This window comes from Arthrobacter sp. YAF17 (assembly GCF_052113365.1).
In the GTDB taxonomy this organism is placed as follows: Bacteria; Actinomycetota; Actinomycetes; order Actinomycetales; family Micrococcaceae; genus Arthrobacter.
This window is the reverse complement of record NZ_JBFRDB010000013.1, coordinates 76,788-93,120: the sequence shown is the minus strand read 5'-3', so window position 1 is coordinate 93,120 and position 16,333 is coordinate 76,788. Positions and strand designations below refer to the sequence as shown.

Sequence of the window (16,333 nt, the reverse complement as noted above, 5' to 3'; positions counted from 1 at the left end):
TTCGCCGTGCAGGCCGCGCAGTGCAGGCCACGCAGTGAAGGCACAGCAGTGAAGGCCGGCGCAGGGAAGGGGTCCGGGTGAAGCCGGGCGCTGCCCCGGAGGCCGCTGCCGGGGCCGAGGCCGGAACCGCGGACGGTGCGTGGCTGCGTGTGCACCCCGCCTCACCCTTTGTGCGCGGCTGGGTGGCGCTGGCCGCCATTGGATTCTTCTTCTTCCGGGATACTTTCGAGCGGCTGCTCCGGGGCGGGCCCTTGATCGATGAGCAGCTCGCGGGCCGGGCGCCATGGCTGCTGTTGGGCGGCGGCGTGCTGTTGCTGCTCACCGTCCTCGGTTACATCCTGAGCTGGTACTTCACCCGCTACCAGGTGGCGGAAGGCTATGTCCGGCTGAACACGGGCTTCCTCTTCAAACAGCAGCGGCAGGCCAGGCTGGACCGTGTCCAGGCGATCGACATCGTGCAGCCCCTGCTCGCCAGGATCTTCGGGCTGGCCGAGCTGAAGTTCGAGGTGGCCGACGCCGGGGAATCTGCGGTGCGGCTCGCCTATCTCCGCATGGACGAGGCACGGCAGCTCCGCGCCGCGATCCTGGCCCGTGCCGCCGGCGTGGTGCCGGACCCCGCGCACCCCGGCGAGGCAGCCGCGGAGGCGCCCGAACACGCCGTCCTGACCGTCCCGCCGCGGCGCCTCATCGGGTCACTGGTGCTGAGCGAGCAAAGTGTGTTCATCGTCGTCGGCGGCGTTGTTTCCGTGGTGCTTTCGGCCCTGACCGAGAACCGCAGCTTCTACCTTTTCCTGATCCCGGCCCTGCTGGGCATGGCGGCCGCGTACTGGAACGCCATTAACCGGGGCTACAACTTCACCGCAGCCATTTCGCCGGACGGAATCCGGCTGCGCTACGGGCTGCTCGACACGCAGGCGCAGACCCTGCCGCCGGGCCGGATCCAGGCGCTGCGGGTCAGCCAGCCGCCGCTCTGGCGGATCTTCGGCTGGTACCGGATCCAGGTCAATGTGGCCGGCTACGGTGCGGCGGGAAGCGACGGCGAAAGCTCGTCCCGGACCACGCTCCTGCCGGTGGGGACATTCCCCGACGTCCTCACCATGCTCTCCCTCGTCCTGCCCGACCCGGGCACCCCGGACCCGGTGGCGGTCTTCAGGGCCGGCATTACCGGCCTTGCCGGCCCGGGCGGGGTTCCGGCGGTTGCATCGCGAACAGACGACGCCGGTTTCGTCACCACCCCGCGGCGGGCCAGGCTGCTGGCACCCCTGGGCTGGCGCCGCAACGGCTTCACCTCCACCGACACGGCCCTGCTGATCCGCTCGGGCCGCTGGTGGCGCCACCTCGTGGTGGTCCCGCACCAGCGCACCCAATCCATGTCGCTGGAGCAGGGCCCCCTGGCGCGGCGCTTCCGCGTCGCGGATCTGGTCCTGCACACCACGGCCGGGCCCGTGTCCCCGCGCCTCATCCAGGCCGGCCTCGATGAGGGGCGTGCCCTGCTGGACGCGCAGGCGGCCCGTGCCCGGGCCGCGCGCAAGCGGCAGACCAGCGAGCACTGGCTGGACCAGGTCCGGGCACTCGCGCCGGAACCCACCAATACCGCAGCACCCACCGCAACCGCAGCACCCTCCCACACCGCAGAACCCACCCACACCGCAGAACCCACCCACACCGCAGAACCCGACAGGCAGGACGACCGTCAGCATGGCTAAACCAGGACGACTCGGCATCGGAATCGTCGGCGCCGGGAAGGTCGGCGCCGTGTTGGGGGCTGCGCTGCGCGGCGCGGAGCACGCCGTCATCGGTGTCTCGGCGGTCTCGGACGCCAGCCGCGAACGCGCGGAAACCCTGCTACCCGGCGTCCCGGTGCTGGACGTGCAGGACATCGTCGAACGGGCCGAACTGGTGCTGCTGGCCGTCCCCGACGATGCGCTCGGCCCGCTCGTCGAGGGCCTGGCCAAGCTCGGCGCCTGGCAGCCCGGCCAGCTGGTGGCCCACACGTCCGGCCGTTTCGGCGTCGGAATCCTGCATCCGGTCCGCGCCGCCGGGGCCGTCCCGCTGGCGCTGCACCCCGCGATGACCTTCACCGGGATGAGCCTGGACCTGACCCGGCTGCTGGACTGCACCTTCGGCGTCACGGCGGACGCTGCCATGCTGCCCATCGCGCAGGCCCTCGTGGTGGAAATGGGAGCGGAGCCCGTCGCCATCGCGGAGGCCGACCGGACGCTCTACCACGCGGCCCTCGCCCACGGCTCAAACCACCTGGTCACCCTCGTGGCGCAGGCCTCACAGCTGCTCCGGGAGGTCGGCGTCGAAGCCCCCGAACGCATGCTTGGCCCGCTGCTGCGCGCGACCCTGGAGAACGCCCTGGCCTCAGGCGAATCAGCCCTGACCGGGCCGGTGGCCCGCGGCGATGCGGGCACCGTGGCCGCGCACGCCGAAACCCTGCGGGAGCACGACGGCGGGGCCGGCGGCGATATTCTGGAGGCGTACCTGGCCATGGCCCGGGCGACAGCCCGCCGGGCAGGACGCCGCGGACTGCTGAAGCCGGAGCAGCTCGACGTCATCGCGCAGGCGCTCGAGGGCCCCGGCGACGACGGCCGGCAACCCTAAGGAAGGTCCAAAACTTTGGCGATCCAACTCGTGACCACGGCTGCCCGGCTCCGTGCCGAAAGCGCCCGTCTGCTCAAGGAGAAAGGCGGCACCTCGCAGGGCCTGGTGCCCACCATGGGCGCCCTGCACGAAGGCCACGCCGAGCTGGCGCGCACCGCCGTCGAGCAGAACGACGTGGTGGTGGTCAGTATCTTCGTGAACCCGCTGCAGTTTGGCGAGGCCGTGGACCTGGACCGGTACCCGCGGACCCTGGACGCGGATCTGGCACTCCTTGATGCCGTGGGCGTGGACCTGGTGTTCGCGCCGGATGTCGACGAGGTCTATCCCGGCGGGGAACCCCTGGTCCGGATCAGCGGGGGTCCGATGGCCGGGAAGTGGGAAGGCGCCTCCCGCCCTGGGCACTTCGACGGCGCCCTGACCGTGGTGGCCAAGCTGCTGCATTACGGAATGCCCGGCGCGGCGGCGGGCGCCGAAGTGCCGGCCTACCGGGCGTACTTCGGCCAGAAAGACGCCCAGCAGCTGGCCCTGGTCCAGCGCATGGTTGCCGACCTGAACTTCCCCGTGGAGATCATCCCGGTGCCGATTGTGCGGTCGGCGGACGGGCTGGCGCTGTCCAGCCGCAACCGTTTCCTCTCCGCCGAGGAACGCGAGGCGGCCCTGGTGCTCTCACGGGCCCTGCGCCTGATCGAGGAACGGGCCAACGCCCACCAGCCGCTGGACCTGGAGTCCGTGCAGGCGCTCGTGGAGTCCCAGCCGCTCGTGGAACTGGACTATCTCGACGTGGTGGACCTCGCCACCCTCGAACCGCTCGCCGAGAACTGCCGGGACACGCCGTTCCGCGGACAGGGCCTGGCCCTCATCGCGGCCAAGGTGGGCCCGGTCCGCCTGATCGACAACGTCCCGCTGGACTCCTGAGCCACCCCCCACCTCCACTGCAACGCGGGGTCAGACGCGGCCCATGCCGAGGCTTTCCATGGACCGCAGCTGACCCCGCGTTGTATTTGGGGCCGCAGGAATTTTTCTCCACCGTCGGGAATTACCGCGGCGGATCCCCGGTTAGCATTTTCAGTAGCGGTCAACGCCGCAGGACCCCACTTCAAAACTCCCTGAGGGAACCCCTATGTCTACAGACGTCTCTTCACAGACTCCCGGCGATCCCGTGCAGACCTCGCCGGCCGCGCCGCCCCAGGTTGCCGGCGGGGGTGCCGCACTCCCAGCGAAGATGTCCCGCGAATCGGTTACCGTCATCGCCACCCTGCTGGTGGCCACCTTTGTGGTGATCCTGAACGAGACCATCATGAACGTCGCCCTGCAGCGGCTGATGGTGGATCTGGGGGTCACGGCACCCACCGTGCAGTGGCTGTCCACCGGCTTTATGCTCACGATGGCGATCGTGATCCCCACGACCGGCTTCATCCTGCAGCGGCTGTCCACCCGCGCCGTCTTTATGCTGGCCATGGGCCTGTTCTCCGGCGGCACGCTGCTCGCGGCGCTGGCCCCGGGATTCGAAATCCTCCTGCTCGCCCGGATCATCCAGGCCGGCGGCACCGCCATCATGCTGCCCCTGCTGATGACCACCATCCTGACCCTGGTCCCGGTGACACGCCGCGGCTTCGTGATGGGCAACGTCAGCATCGCCATCTCCGTGGCTCCGGCAATGGGCCCCACCGTTTCCGGGCTGATCCTTGAGCACTTCTCCTGGCGCTTTATGTTCGTCTTTGTCCTCCCGATCGCCCTGGCCGCCTTCGCCATCGGCGCTCGGTTCCTGACGAACATCGGCGAAAAGGAGAAGACCCGGCTTGACCTCCTGTCCGTGCTGCTGACCGTCCCCGCGTTTGGCGGGCTGGTCTACGGCCTCAGCCAGATCGGCGGAGGCGAGGGCGGCCCGGGCTCGCCCGCCATCATTGCCCTGGCCGTGGGCGTCATCTCCATGGTGGCGTTTGTCCTCCGCCAGTTGCGGCTGCAGAAGACCGCGGCGCCCCTGCTGGACCTGCGCGCCTTCACGTTCAGGATGTTCACGGTGTCCGTGCTGCTGCTCGTGGTGGCCATGATCGCCCTCTTCGGCGCAGTGATCCTCCTGCCGCTGTACCTCCAGGAAGTCCGCGGGCTGTCGTCCCTGGAAACAGGGTTGACCCTGCTCCCCGGAGGCCTCGCAATGGGGCTGCTGGGACCGTTCATCGGACGCCTCTTCGACAAGGTGGGCCCGCTGCCGCTGACCGTCACCGGCTCGTCAATGCTGGTGCTGGCACTTTTCCAGTTCTCCCGGCTCGACGCCGGCACCCCGGTCGGGTGGATCATCGCGCTGCACGTGGGCCTCAGCCTGGGACTGGCCCTGATCTTCACACCGGCGTTCACCACCGGGCTGAACCCGCTGCCGCCGCATCTGTACTCCCACGGCTCCGCCATCATGAGCACCTTGCAGCAAGTGGCCGGGGCCGCCGGAACGGCGCTGCTCGTCTCGATCTTCGCGGTGGTGTCCGCCGGTTCCGGAATGGTCGCGGGCATGCACGCGGCGTTCCTCACGGCGTCGGTCATCGCCGTCGCCGCCGTCGTGCTGGCCGCCATGATGCGCAAGACCGCCGCCGTCGAACACCCCGCAGCGGAGCACGCCGCGGCCCACTGACCGGTTGACCCAACGCGGGGTCATTCGCCGCCCATCCGGAGCTCCGGAATGGGCGACAAATGACCCCGCGTTGTTTGACGCAGCCTAGCTGGCGAAGAACTCGCTGAGCGCGGTGATGAGCTTGTCCGGTGCCTTGTTGACGCCGTCGTGTCCCATGCCCGGCAGGATCATGTAGCTGGAGCCGGAGAGCACCTCGTGGATCTGGGCGCAGGCCACACCAAAGTACGCGGGGCTCTTCTCGCCGACAATGATCAGTGTTTCCAGCGGCAATTCCAGGAACGGCTCGGCCGGCATGTCCGCGGCGATGATGGCTTTGATCTCCCGGACGCCGGTCTTCATGAGCTCGCGCATCTGCTTGCCCAGGGGGGTGCCGGCGGCCAGTTTGTTCGCCAGGGTCAGCATGGACAGGGGCATCCGGGACAGGGCGCTGCCGGTTTCGAGGCCCCTGAGCAGGACGGCGAGGGCGCGGTCGTCGTCGCCGGCCGCCGTCGCCTTCTCGTATTCGGTGGTCCAGTCGGCGGTGACGCTGTGGTTCACGGAGACGGCGGGGTCGTACACGGCGAGGCGTTCCACCGGCAGGGTGCGGGCAGCGTGCAGCGCCACCGCGCCGCCGAAGCTGTGCCCGAAAACGTCCGTGCTGGAGGTGTGCTTCATCACCGCATCGAGGTCATGGATGTCCACGTCGAGGGTGTAGTCCTCCGGCTGCGGCGAGGAGCTGCCGCGGCCGCGGCGGTTGAAGGTGTGCACCGGGCGGCCCAGGGACGCGCTGAGCTTCTGCGCGAAGCGGGTGTAGTCGGCGGCGGTCACCATTGACGCCGGAACGACGACGACGCCGGAGCCCGCCGAGGCAAGCTCGGCACCCGTGCTGAAAAGCTCGATCGTTCCGCCGTCGGGGGTTCTGATGTTCTCGCGGGTCATGCTCCGAGCCTAGCCGAGGCTGCAGCTACGGCGTAGTAGGGCGCTGGCGGACAGCCCGAAGCGGGGGAGGAGGCAGGGCCCGGCCGGAGGATACGCGCCGAGAGTGGCATCAGTTTGCCGTGTTCTGCCAGTTGTCCGCCGCGGCGCCGGAAGGCTTCGTGCCCGCCCGGACGACGTCGACGCCCAGCCCGTGAATCTGCTGCGCGGCAGTCTCGCTCAGCCCTGCATCGCTGACAATGAGGTCAAGCTCCTCCAAGGCAAGGACGCGGTATTTCGCGTAGCGCCCGAACTTGCTGCTGTCCGCCAGCAACACGGTTGTCTCGGCAGAAGCCATGGCGGCACGCTTCGGGTCGATCTTGGCCTCTACCGGCGTCGTTACTCCGTGCTGGATGTCCCAGGAACTGGATGACAGAAAAGCAATATCCAAGGACAGCTCGGCCAGTGTGAGCGCGGCGAGCCGGCCGATCATGGACTTGTTGTCCCGGTCGACCCGGCCACCAACACAGATCAGATCGACCCCGGGCTGGTCCAGGAAGGACGTCGCTGTGGCCAAATCGTTGGAGACGATCGTGAGGTCTTTGCGGTCCTGAAGGTAGGGGCTCATCGCCTGGACCGTGGTGCCGGCATCAAGGTAGACGGTCATGGAGTCGGAGACCAGGTCTGCGGCATGGCGGGCGATCGCCGCCTTGGCCGTCAGATCAGCTGCTTCCTTCACGGAGCGGCGCGGTTCCTGCAGCAGCTTGGTGACGGCCAGGACGCCGCCCTGCGTCACCTGGACCTTGCCCTCGTCGGCGAGAGCCGCGACGTCGCGGCGGGCGGTCATGTGGCTGACGCCGAGCAGTTCGGTGAGCTCCCGGTAACTGAGCACTCCGTGGGCACGCAGGTGCTCAAGAATCTGCTGCCTGCGCTGCTCGGGAATCAGGGATGTTGACTTTGCCAATGGTGCCTCCCGGGTCAATCTACCGGAGAATGCGTCCAGGGACTGTCCCACCGGTCAGCGAGCTCCCGGATCTGATCGGGGGTGAGTTCGCGGCGCGGGGAGTTTTCGGTCAGGAGCGCGATCCGGCACGCTTCCTCCAGTTCGGCTGCGCGTTCGACGGCGTCACCCAGGTCCCTGCCGGACACAACGGACCCGTGGTTGGCGAGCAGTGCAGCACGGAAGGGTCCCCGAGCCAGCCGGATGTCGTCCCCGAGGGCGGCGTCACCCGGATGCCGGTACGGCAGCAGGGGGGTCTGCCCGACCCGCATAACGAAGTACGGGGTCAGCGGCGGGACGGCGTTGACTCCGGACCAGGGGCTGCGGCAAGACAGGGCGACGGCCTGCGGCGAATGCAGATGGACGATCGCCTGGTGCTCCTCCCCGCGACCGTAGAAACCGACATGCAGGGGGGTCTCTTTCGACGCCCGGGCACCGCCGAGGTGAACACCTGCGAGCGAAATCTCCGCGATGTCCGCCTCGGTGAGGCGGCCCAGGGACGCGCCGGTGCCGGTCACGAGGATTGTGTCCCCGTCCCTGATGCTCAGGTTGCCCGTGGCCCCGGGGCTCAGGCCCATGTCGACGAGGCTGCGTCCTGCTGCGATGAGTTGCTTCCGGACATTCATGCCAAGCGCTCCCAAGCCGAAGTGAAGAGATCGTCCTCGCCGAAGTTGCCGCTCTTGAGTGCGAGGGCGACTGTACGTCCGCCGGCTTCCGCTGCGGACCAGCACACCCCGGGGGCCACTTCGGGGCCGATCTGCAGCGTCTGGATGTCCAGTCCGCGCACAACAGCTCCGCTGGTCTCGCCGCCGGCGACTATCAGGCCCGCGACGGTTCCTTGCCCTATGAGCAGGCTCGCTACTTGTGTCAGCACACGTTCGATGACGGGGGCGGTCTCAACGCCGTCGACGCGGGGGCGGACATCGGCGCGGTCGCGTGCGGCGCACACAACGGGCGTGGAGCCAGGCGGCTGCGCGACGACCCAGGCGGCGAGCTCGGCGGCCGCCGCATCGGGATTAGCGATTGCGGCGTGGACGTCGATCTGGCGTACCGGCTGCGTGCGGGCGGCGTGCGCGATCTGGGCCAGCGTGGCGCGGGACACGCTGCCGCAGAGGATGGCACCGCGTCCACGGGCCGGCGGCGACCAGGCATCCGCGGCCCCTCCGGGTCCGGTGATGCCAAGGGCCAACCCGGAGCCTCCGGACATAAGCAAGTCATCCGCCGTCGCAGTACCGATGGTCGCGAGGTCTTCGTCGTCAATGGCGTCCACCACAACATAGCGGGACTCTGCGGCGTCAATGGCGGAGCGGAGCGCGGCATGCCCTCTGCGCACAGTCCCGTGCATTACTTCACCGACAGGATGGCGCGTCTGCGGGCGCAACAGGTCGGCGACGCGGGAGCGGGTCATGGGGGTGAGCGGGTGGTGGCGCATGGACGAGTTTTCGAGAAGCTCGCCGTCCACGAAGAGGTGGCCGTTGTAGACGGTGCGATGGTTGGCCGGGAGCGAGGGCACCACAACGCAGGTCCGCACACCGAGTTCCTCTGTGATTGCGTCGAGAACCGGGCCGATATTTCCTTCGGCCGTGGAATCAAAAGTCGAGCAGTACTTCACGTAGAAGCGGTTCGCGCCCCAGGCGCGGAGGCGGTGGAGCGCACTAAGTGAAGCGGCCACTGCGGCGTCCTTCGATCCGGACCGGCTCTTCAACGCGACGACGACGGCGTCCAGCTTGGCCAGTTGTTCCGGGGCGGGGGTGCCGTCCTCGATGACGACGGCCACTCGATGACCAGAGCGCCGGAGCATAGTGGCTACGTCCGTGGCGCCGGTGAAGTCATCAGCGATGATTCCAAGCACTTTGATTCCTTTCTGGACCAGCCCGTCCAGGCGGCGGTGGTCGGAATCGACTGTAACACTCGAGCGATACGGTTTGTTAAACTTTGGTACGTTCTTGTACGAATTTAGAATGTGTGTCACAGTGATCCACGGCACGTTCGAAAGTCGGACGTCGCACGAAGATTTGGAACCAACCGTGATCCTCCCTCACCGCGCTCGACGACGAGATCCCATCCGCGTAGCCCTGACCGGGGCTAACGGCGGTTACGGACGCACGTTCCTCGCCCAGCTGGCCCATACTCCCGAAATCCTGCCCGCCATCCTGATCGATCCGGACATCGACGGCGTGCTGCGAATGCTCGCTGAACTGGGTATTCCCGCCCACCGCGCGGCCGGCTCCATCGACCCCGCACAGACGGCGGAGATTGTTGCCGACGGCCGGATCGCCTTGATCGCGTCCGTTGAAGCTGTGGACTGGGCCGGCATCGACGTCCTGGTCGAGGCCTGCGGCCGGGTCGGCGTCGGCTCTGCCTACGCCGAGGCGGCACTGAATAACAACACCCACGTTGTGATGGTCAGCAAAGAGGTCGACACTGTCGTCGGAGTCGAGCTCGGCGCGCGGGCGGCCAGCAAGGGACTCAGCTACCTCCCGGGCGACGGCGACCAGCCCGCCAACCTGCTGCGCCTCGTGGACTGGGTCAGCGCCGTCGGGCTCGACATCGTTGCGATCGGCAAAGCGGGGGAGTATGACCTCCAGTTCAACCCCGAAACCGGCCGCGTCACGCAGGCCGGGGAGACCATCGACGCACAGCAGCTGACCGGGCTGCTGGACCTCGGTGAGGACATCGCGGCAACGCTGCAGAAGCGGGCCGCAGCCGTCGGCTCCCTGAAGCGGGCAGCCGCCGCCGATTCGTGCGAAATGACGGTGGTGGCCATGCGCACCGGCATGATGGCCGACGTCGAGGCGATGCACTACCCGGTGGCCCGCATCGATGAGCTCGCCGACATCTACGCCGCACGCGCGGACGGCGGCATCACCAACAACGACGGCGTGGTGGACGTCTTCTCCGCCCTGCGGCTGCCCGGCGAGGCCAGCTTTGCGGGCGGGGTCTTCGCCATTGTCCGCACTGGCGATCCGGTGACGTGGGAGATCCTTCGCGGCAAGGGCCACGTTGTCAGCCGGAACGGCAAGTACGCGTGCATCTACTGGCCGTACCACTACATGGGTGTGGAGACGCCGTTGACGGTACATGCCGCCGTCGACTGCGCCGCCGCTCCCGCCGCGCAGCCCGGCATGGTCCTGGCCGGCCGCGCAACCCGGGATCTTCCCGCCGGCACCGGACTGGCCGTGGCGGGGCACCATCACGAGATTGCCGGCGTGGCGCCGGTAATGATCGCAACAGACCACGAAGCCTCCCCGTTCTACCTGCTCGACGGCGCCCGCCTGACACGCCCCGTGGCCCGCGGCGAGCTCATCGGACTTGAGGACGTTCACGGCGTGGACGCCGGCGCCCTTGCCCTTTACCTCGCGGGAGCCTCCCGCGAAACCAACCTGATCGGAGTAAATCAATGACGTACTTTGCTTCCCACGCCCCGCACCAGGTGCGCACACCCGGTGAGCGCACGGCATGACCCCCGAGATCATCGCCCTGATTGGGCTGGCGTTAGTCTTCACCATCTCCTCGGTGCGCAACGTCCACATGGGTGCCCTGGCCCTGGTGTCCGCGTTTATTATCGGCATCGGCGTGGTGGGTGAGAGCCTGAAGGAGGTCCTCGGCGGCTTCCCGGTGGACGCCCTGATCATCCTGGTGGGCATCACCTACCTGTTCGGCATCGCTCACGAAACCGGCACCATCAAGTGGCTCGTGGACCGCTCGCTCGACCTCATCGGCGACCGCGTCGCCCTGCTGCCTTGGGGCCTGTGGGCCATTGCATCAGCGGTTGCCTGCATGGGCACCTCCCACGCAGCGTTCGCCGTCGTCCCGATCGCCATGACGCTCGCGCACAGCCACAAAATCAACTCCACCATGATGGGCATCGCCATGAGCTCGGCGATCGTCGGCGGTGCGCTGGCCCCCACCAGCATCGTCGGCATCACCGTGCAGACCGTCGCCTCCGAGGCCAACGTCCCGTACAACGCCGCCCTGATGTTCGCGATCTCCATCGGCGTGAACGCCCTCGTGGTCCTGGTGGCCTTCTTCATGTTCGGCGGGCGCGAACTCATCGCCCGCACCCGGGCAGGTTCCGCCGGCCGCGGCCGGCCCTCCGGCGACAGTTCGCCGCTGGGCGGCGGGTCGGGTGCCCGCACGGAAGCCGGCGGCACGCTGACGCTGACCCGCACCGAGACGCGCGTTGATGCAGCACCGCGAACCAAGCTGGTGCCCATCCAGATGCTTGTCATCATTTCGCTCTTCGTGCTGGTGGGCGGGTTCTTCACCCTCAACCAGCTCGACGTCGACGTCAACCTCGGCGTCGTGGCCCTCACCATCGCCGTCATCATCGCACTCGTCGATCCGGGCGTGGGCCGCAAGGCGATCGCCCGCATCGACTGGAGCACCACGCTGCTCCTCGGCGGCATCATCACCTATGTGGCCGTCCTGACCCGGCTGGGTGCCATCGACCAGCTCGGGGAGGCAGCCCGCTCGGTGAGCCAGCCGCTGCTCGCGGCGTTCGTCATCTGCGTCATTGCCGCCCTGGTCTCGGCCTTCGCGTCAACCATCGGCATCATCGGCGCACTGATCCCGCTTGCGGTTCCGCTGCTGGTGCCCGGCGGCGGGCTCGAGATGACGGGCTTCATCTACGCGCTGGCCATCTCGGCCTCCCTCGTGGACTGCGCCCCCTTCGGAACAACGGGCGCGACGATCGTCGCCTCCACTGTGGAGGAGCACCGTCCCACGGTCAACAGGAACCTCACCATCTGGGGCCTGTCGATGGTCATCATCGGACCGGTGGTCACGCTCGGGGTCCTCGTGGTTCCCTTCCTCTGGGCTTAGTTCCAGGCAACAATCCACAAAACCTGAAAGGGCGGGTGCTGCTGAAAAGCAGTGCCCGCCCTTTCGTCCGTGACTGGCCCCCGGTCAACCGGGCGTTGCCTTCTAGCTGCCCAGCCGCCCGCCGGAGACCTCCAGGTAGCAGGAACCGCAGAGCGACTCGTACCAGACATCCTGGCCGTCGATCGCAACCTGGTCGCCGTCGAAGACCACCGCGTCGCCCGCCCGGCGGGTGTTGAAGATGGCCTTGCGGCCGCACCGGCAGATGGTCTTGAGTTCTTCGAGGGTGTGCGCGATCTCCAGGAGCCGCAGCGATCCTGGGAACGCCCGGGTGCGGAAGTCCGTGCGGATTCCGTAGGCCAGCACGGGAACATTGTCCAGGACTGCGATCCGGAAGAGATCGTCCACCTGCGCCGGTTCGAGGAACTGGGCCTCGTCCACCAGGAGGCACGCCACGGGCTGCGTGTCCACATGCTCCAGCAGCGCATTGGGGTCGTCTCCATGGGCCTGGGCGGTGAACAGCTCGCGGGCGGAGGCGCCGGCCGGGATGAGAAAGTCCACCGAACGGGTCATGCCCAGGCGGGACACGACGTCGGCGTCGCCCTTGGTGTCCACATCCGGCTTGGCCAGCAGGACTCGCTGGCCGCGTTCCTCATAGTTGAAGGCGGCCTGCAGCAGGCCCGTCGACTTGCCGGAGTTCATCGCGCCGAAGCGGAAATAGAGCTTGGCCAAGGGGGTCCTTTCGAAGGGGTCGCCCACCGATTGTAAGGGCGCGCCCCTCAGCGACCCAGCCTGAACCGCCTCCTGCGCGCCGGGAGGGGCTGCAGGCTCCCCTCCCCGGCCAGGAGGAACCGGGCAACCGCCCGGGGCAGCCGGATTCCGGGGCGGAGCGGGCTCTCGTGGAGCTGGCCCGGCAACACGGCACACTCGATGGACGGGATGGCGGCGGCGAGCTGCCGGGCCGTTTCTGTGAAGTAGTCCGGGCTCCAGCCGCCGCACAGCATCAGCGTCGGGGTGGTCACGGCGGCGAAGTCGTCCAGTTCGGCGTCGGCGTCCAGCACCGCCCGTATCTCCGCGACGGCGGTGGGCAGCAGTTCGCGCATCTCGGCGCCCATGCTGGTCCGCGCCGAGAGGATGCTCAGCATCCGCAGCGCGCCCAGCGGAAGCTTGGCGACGGGCCCGCCCACCTCAAGGCCCTGGACCATGTGCGCCCAGGCCTCGTCGAGCTGCCCGGCGGCGACCGAACGCTCCAGCTCGGGCCGCCAGCGCCGGGTGAGGTTCCCCGAGAGGGACACTGCCGCGTCATAGGTGACCATCCGGCGGATCGGCACCGTCCGTGCCGCCTCCAGGGCCACGAAGCCGCCGTAGCTGTGCGCCACGACGTCGCTCGACCCGGTCTCCCGCAGCACCGCGGCCAGATCGTCGACCTCCGTGGCCGACGAATAGCCCGGCGGCTGAGGGGAGGACCCGGTCCGCCCGCGCCGGTTGTAGCAATACACCGGGCGGCCCAACAGGCGGCTGATGTTCCACGCGAACGGGCGGTACAGCGCTGCGGTGATCGCTGTGCCATGCACGACGACGATGCCCGGGCCGGGCGCTGGCCCGGGTGCAGGCCCTCCCGCCGGGATCTGGCCGGCAGGCGGGCGGAAGGAGAGCAGCTCCAGGTGCCCCTCGCCGTCGTCGGTGTTGATGGTCCGCGTCTCCACAGCCCTGAGTCTATTCCGCGGAGGCTGTCCTGCGACGGGTGTCCCGCGGTGGCCGTTACCGGGCCGGACCTGCGCCGGCCGAATCCCCGGTAAACTTGGGGATTGTGACTTCCCAAAACACCTCCGCCCCGAACACCGCCGCCGATTCCCACGACGCCAGCGAACAGACGCGCATCCGCATGGAGAAGCGCGCCAAGCTGATCGAGCGCGGCATCGAGGCGTACCCGGTAGGTGTGGAGCGCACGCATTCACTGAATGATGTCCGCGAAAAGTACGCGCACCTCCAGGCTGACGAAACCACCGGCGACGTCGTCGGAGTGACCGGCCGCATCGTCTTCGTCCGCAACACCGGCAAGCTCTGCTTCGCCACGCTCCAGGAGGGCGGGGTTGACGGCAAGGCCGTCCGGCTGCAGGTCATGCTGAGCCTGGCCAACATCGGCGAGGACGCGCTCGCCGACTGGAAGGCCCTAGTGGACTTGGGCGACCACGTCTTCATCAAGGGCGAGGTCATTTCCTCGCGGCGCGGCGAGCTCTCCGTCATGGCCGAGTCCTGGTCCATGGCGTCCAAGGCGCTGCGGCCGCTGCCCGTGCTGCACGCGGAGCTCAACGAGGAAACCCGCGTCCGCCAGCGCTACGTGGACCTGATTGTTCGCGATGAGGCCCGCGAGATGGTCTACACCCGGGCCGCGATCACGCGTTCCATCCGCGAGACCCTGCACCGCCAGGGCTACGTCGAGGTGGAAACCCCGATGCTGCAGCTGGTGCACGGCGGCGCCACGGCCCGCCCCTTCGAGACGCACATGAACGCCTTCGACCAGAAGATGACCCTGCGGATCGCCACCGAGCTGTACCTCAAGCGCACCGTCGTCGGCGGAATCGACCGCGTCTACGACATGGGCCGCGTCTTCCGCAATGAGGGCGTGGACTCCACGCACAGCCCCGAATTCACCACCCTGGAAAGCTACGAGGCCTGGGCTGACCAGTTCGTGATGGCGGACCGGATCAAGGAACTCATCCTCGACGCCGCTGACGCCGCCGGCGTGGGCCGCGTCCTGCAGACCGAGGCCGGGGAGATCAACCTCGACGGCGACTGGGCATGGATGGCTGTCTACCCGGGACTGTCCGACTTCGTAGGCCAGGACGTCACCCCGGACACCCCCGTCGCCGAGCTGCTGGCGCTGGCCGCCAAGCACGAGGTGAAGGTGGACGCCAACTGGGACGCCGAAAAGCTCGTAGTGGAGCTCTTCGGCGAGCTCGTCGAACCGACTTTGCTGAATCCGACCTTCGTCTACGATTACCCGCCGTCCGCCCAGCCGCTGGCCCGCCAGCACCGCGAGGATGACCGGCTGATCGAAGCGTGGGACCTCATCATCGGCGGCATGGAGCGCGGCACCGCGTTCTCCGAACTGATTGACCCGGTGATCCAGCGTGAACGGCTCACCGAGCAGTCCCGCCGCTCCGCCGCCGGCGACGTCGAGGCCATGCAGCTGGACGAGGACTTCCTCCGTGCCCTCGAGTACGGAGCCCCGCCGATGGGCGGAATCGGTCTGGGCATCGACCGGCTGGTCATGCTCTTCACCGGCGCCGGTATCCGCGAAACAATTCTGTTCCCGCTGCTGAAGCCCGAAGGACACTGACCATGGACTACGTTGCCGTATTGCTTCCCTCCATGGTGGTCGGGCTGATCTTCTGGTTTGCCATGAAATCGATTTTCAATGCCGACAAATCGGAGCGCCAAGCCGAAGCCCGTGCCCAGGCGGAGGCCGATGGAATTATCTCCGCGGCGGATACCCTCCGCAACGACGGTCATTCCAACGGCCCGAACTAATAGCAGACTATTCCGCCTTGGGTTTTCCTTTGGAAGCGTTTTTTCGCTTTGACTCGTTGCCATAAAGCAGAGGATACTTTTAACCAGATACATCCTGCTTTTCGTAAATACTCATCCTTTTGGAAAGAGAGTCTTTAATGGCACAGAAAGTGAAAATCATCCTTGTCGATGATCTGGATGGGGGATCCGCGGACGAGACCGTCCGGTTTGGCCTTGACGGCGTCAGCTACGAAATCGACCTGTCGGCGGGCAATGCTGCAGAACTCCGCTCGGCAGTTGAGCGGTTTGTAAACCACGCACGCAAGACCTCAAGTGGCCGCGCAACGCGCACCAAGATTGCATCCGGCCGCAATCAGGACTCGGCCCAGATCCGGCAGTGGGCCCGCGATAACGGCTATGCGGTAAACAGCCGCGGCCGTATTCAGGCTGAAATTCAGGAAGCCTACCAAAAGGCAAATTCCTAGCAGCCGAGCCGGGAACGCTGCGTCGCGGACGGAGCGCCGGGCCGCAATACCAATGACTGGCCCCCGCCTTCGGGCGGGGGCATTGTCATGTGTGCCCGCAGTGGCCGGAAACGTCGCTGTCCATTCCGGGTCGGCGTGCGTTCCTGCCCGGTTACCGGCCAGGAAAGAGGCCAGCACCCCGGGGACGCGCCGGCTGGTCCGGGGTGTCCGAGGAGGTAACTGGGCAGGAGCGCGCCGGGCCAGGAATCGAGGCCTGCAGCCGGCCCGGCCGCTCCACCCGCTTCCGACGCCGGACCGTCCGCCATCCTGTCGCAGGGCCACCGCCGGCCCGCGTTCACACCCCCGTGTGACGCCGCTTCGGCGTCCGGGTTTCCCCTGTGGCGAACAAGC

Annotated in this window: 15 protein-coding genes; 9 read left to right on the top strand and 6 right to left on the bottom strand. The window is 67.8% G+C overall.

The genetic code is table 11. The annotated features are described in order from the left end of the window. Positions 1 to 77: 77 nt before the first annotated feature. The 4 genes from AB4Y67_RS12425 to AB4Y67_RS12410 all read left to right on the top strand — a co-directional run bounded on the left by AB4Y67_RS12425 (position 78) and on the right by AB4Y67_RS12410 (position 5,230). Entirely contained in the window at positions 78 to 1,706 is a 1,629-nt protein-coding gene (locus AB4Y67_RS12425) for a PH domain-containing protein (protein ID WP_441406085.1), read from the top strand. Next, on the top strand, positions 1,699 to 2,607 hold the full coding sequence (locus AB4Y67_RS12420) for a Rossmann-like and DUF2520 domain-containing protein (RefSeq protein WP_441406084.1): 909 nt from the start codon (positions 1,699 to 1,701) through the stop codon (positions 2,605 to 2,607). The genes AB4Y67_RS12425 and AB4Y67_RS12420 overlap by 8 nt, the downstream gene beginning before the upstream one ends. 15 nt (positions 2,608 to 2,622) lie before the next feature. Continuing rightward, positions 2,623 to 3,522, top strand: coding sequence for a pantoate--beta-alanine ligase (panC, locus tag AB4Y67_RS12415; protein ID WP_441406083.1), 900 nt, complete (start codon positions 2,623 to 2,625; stop codon positions 3,520 to 3,522). 205 nt (positions 3,523 to 3,727) lie between these two features. Further along, the gene (locus AB4Y67_RS12410; protein ID WP_441406082.1) at positions 3,728 to 5,230 is read left to right on the top strand and encodes a DHA2 family efflux MFS transporter permease subunit; all 1,503 of its coding nucleotides are present in this window, start codon (positions 3,728 to 3,730) and stop codon (positions 5,228 to 5,230) included. A gap of 84 nt (positions 5,231 to 5,314) precedes the next feature. Here the strand turns inward: AB4Y67_RS12410 and AB4Y67_RS12405 are convergent, their stop codons facing one another. From AB4Y67_RS12405 to otnK, 4 genes are all read right to left on the bottom strand, one after another. Continuing rightward, positions 5,315 to 6,148 carry an alpha/beta fold hydrolase gene (locus AB4Y67_RS12405; RefSeq protein ID WP_441406081.1) on the bottom strand — a complete coding sequence of 278 codons (834 nt, stop codon included), beginning with the start codon at positions 6,146 to 6,148 and terminating at the stop codon, positions 5,315 to 5,317. A 109-nt stretch (positions 6,149 to 6,257) separates the two neighbouring features. Continuing rightward, positions 6,258 to 7,088: a DeoR/GlpR family DNA-binding transcription regulator gene (locus AB4Y67_RS12400; protein ID WP_441406080.1), complete on the bottom strand. Its 831-nt coding sequence runs from the start codon at positions 7,086 to 7,088 to the stop codon at positions 6,258 to 6,260. Between the two features lie 14 nt (positions 7,089 to 7,102). Next, positions 7,103 to 7,750, bottom strand: a complete 648-nt coding sequence (locus AB4Y67_RS12395) for a class II aldolase/adducin family protein (protein ID WP_441406079.1) — start codon at positions 7,748 to 7,750, stop codon at positions 7,103 to 7,105. Beyond that, positions 7,747 to 8,976, bottom strand: a complete 1,230-nt coding sequence (gene otnK, locus AB4Y67_RS12390; RefSeq protein ID WP_441406078.1) for a 3-oxo-tetronate kinase — start codon at positions 8,974 to 8,976, stop codon at positions 7,747 to 7,749. The genes AB4Y67_RS12395 and otnK overlap by 4 nt, the downstream gene beginning before the upstream one ends. A gap of 175 nt (positions 8,977 to 9,151) precedes the next feature. Here otnK and AB4Y67_RS12385 point away from each other — a divergent pair, with 175 nt between their 5' ends. Continuing rightward, on the top strand, positions 9,152 to 10,528 hold the full coding sequence (locus AB4Y67_RS12385) for a homoserine dehydrogenase (protein WP_441406077.1): 1,377 nt from the start codon (positions 9,152 to 9,154) through the stop codon (positions 10,526 to 10,528). Between the two features lie 55 nt (positions 10,529 to 10,583). Then, positions 10,584 to 11,948 carry an SLC13 family permease gene (locus AB4Y67_RS12380; RefSeq protein ID WP_441406076.1) on the top strand — a complete coding sequence of 455 codons (1,365 nt, stop codon included), beginning with the start codon at positions 10,584 to 10,586 and terminating at the stop codon, positions 11,946 to 11,948. Positions 11,949 to 12,050: 102 nt separating this feature from the next. Here AB4Y67_RS12380 and AB4Y67_RS12375 read toward each other — a convergent pair whose 3' ends face one another. Both AB4Y67_RS12375 and AB4Y67_RS12370 read right to left on the bottom strand, forming a co-directional pair. Further along, positions 12,051 to 12,677 carry a thymidine kinase gene (locus AB4Y67_RS12375; protein ID WP_441406075.1) on the bottom strand — a complete coding sequence of 209 codons (627 nt, stop codon included), beginning with the start codon at positions 12,675 to 12,677 and terminating at the stop codon, positions 12,051 to 12,053. Between the two features lie 47 nt (positions 12,678 to 12,724). After that, positions 12,725 to 13,651, bottom strand: coding sequence for an alpha/beta fold hydrolase (locus tag AB4Y67_RS12370; RefSeq protein WP_441406074.1), 927 nt, complete (start codon positions 13,649 to 13,651; stop codon positions 12,725 to 12,727). Positions 13,652 to 13,755: 104 nt separating this feature from the next. On the opposite strand from AB4Y67_RS12370, the gene lysS reads away from it, so the two are divergent. The 3 genes from lysS to AB4Y67_RS12355 all read left to right on the top strand — a co-directional run bounded on the left by lysS (position 13,756) and on the right by AB4Y67_RS12355 (position 15,943). Next, positions 13,756 to 15,288 (top strand): lysine--tRNA ligase, encoded by a 1,533-nt coding sequence (gene lysS, locus AB4Y67_RS12365; RefSeq protein WP_441406073.1) that lies wholly within the window; start codon positions 13,756 to 13,758, stop codon positions 15,286 to 15,288. A 2-nt stretch (positions 15,289 to 15,290) separates the two neighbouring features. Next, on the top strand, positions 15,291 to 15,479 hold the full coding sequence (locus tag AB4Y67_RS12360; protein ID WP_441406072.1) for a hypothetical protein: 189 nt from the start codon (positions 15,291 to 15,293) through the stop codon (positions 15,477 to 15,479). 137 nt (positions 15,480 to 15,616) lie between these two features. Next, the gene (locus AB4Y67_RS12355; RefSeq protein WP_441406071.1) at positions 15,617 to 15,943 is read left to right on the top strand and encodes a histone-like nucleoid-structuring protein Lsr2; all 327 of its coding nucleotides are present in this window, start codon (positions 15,617 to 15,619) and stop codon (positions 15,941 to 15,943) included. The last annotated feature ends 390 nt before the right edge of the window (positions 15,944 to 16,333 follow it).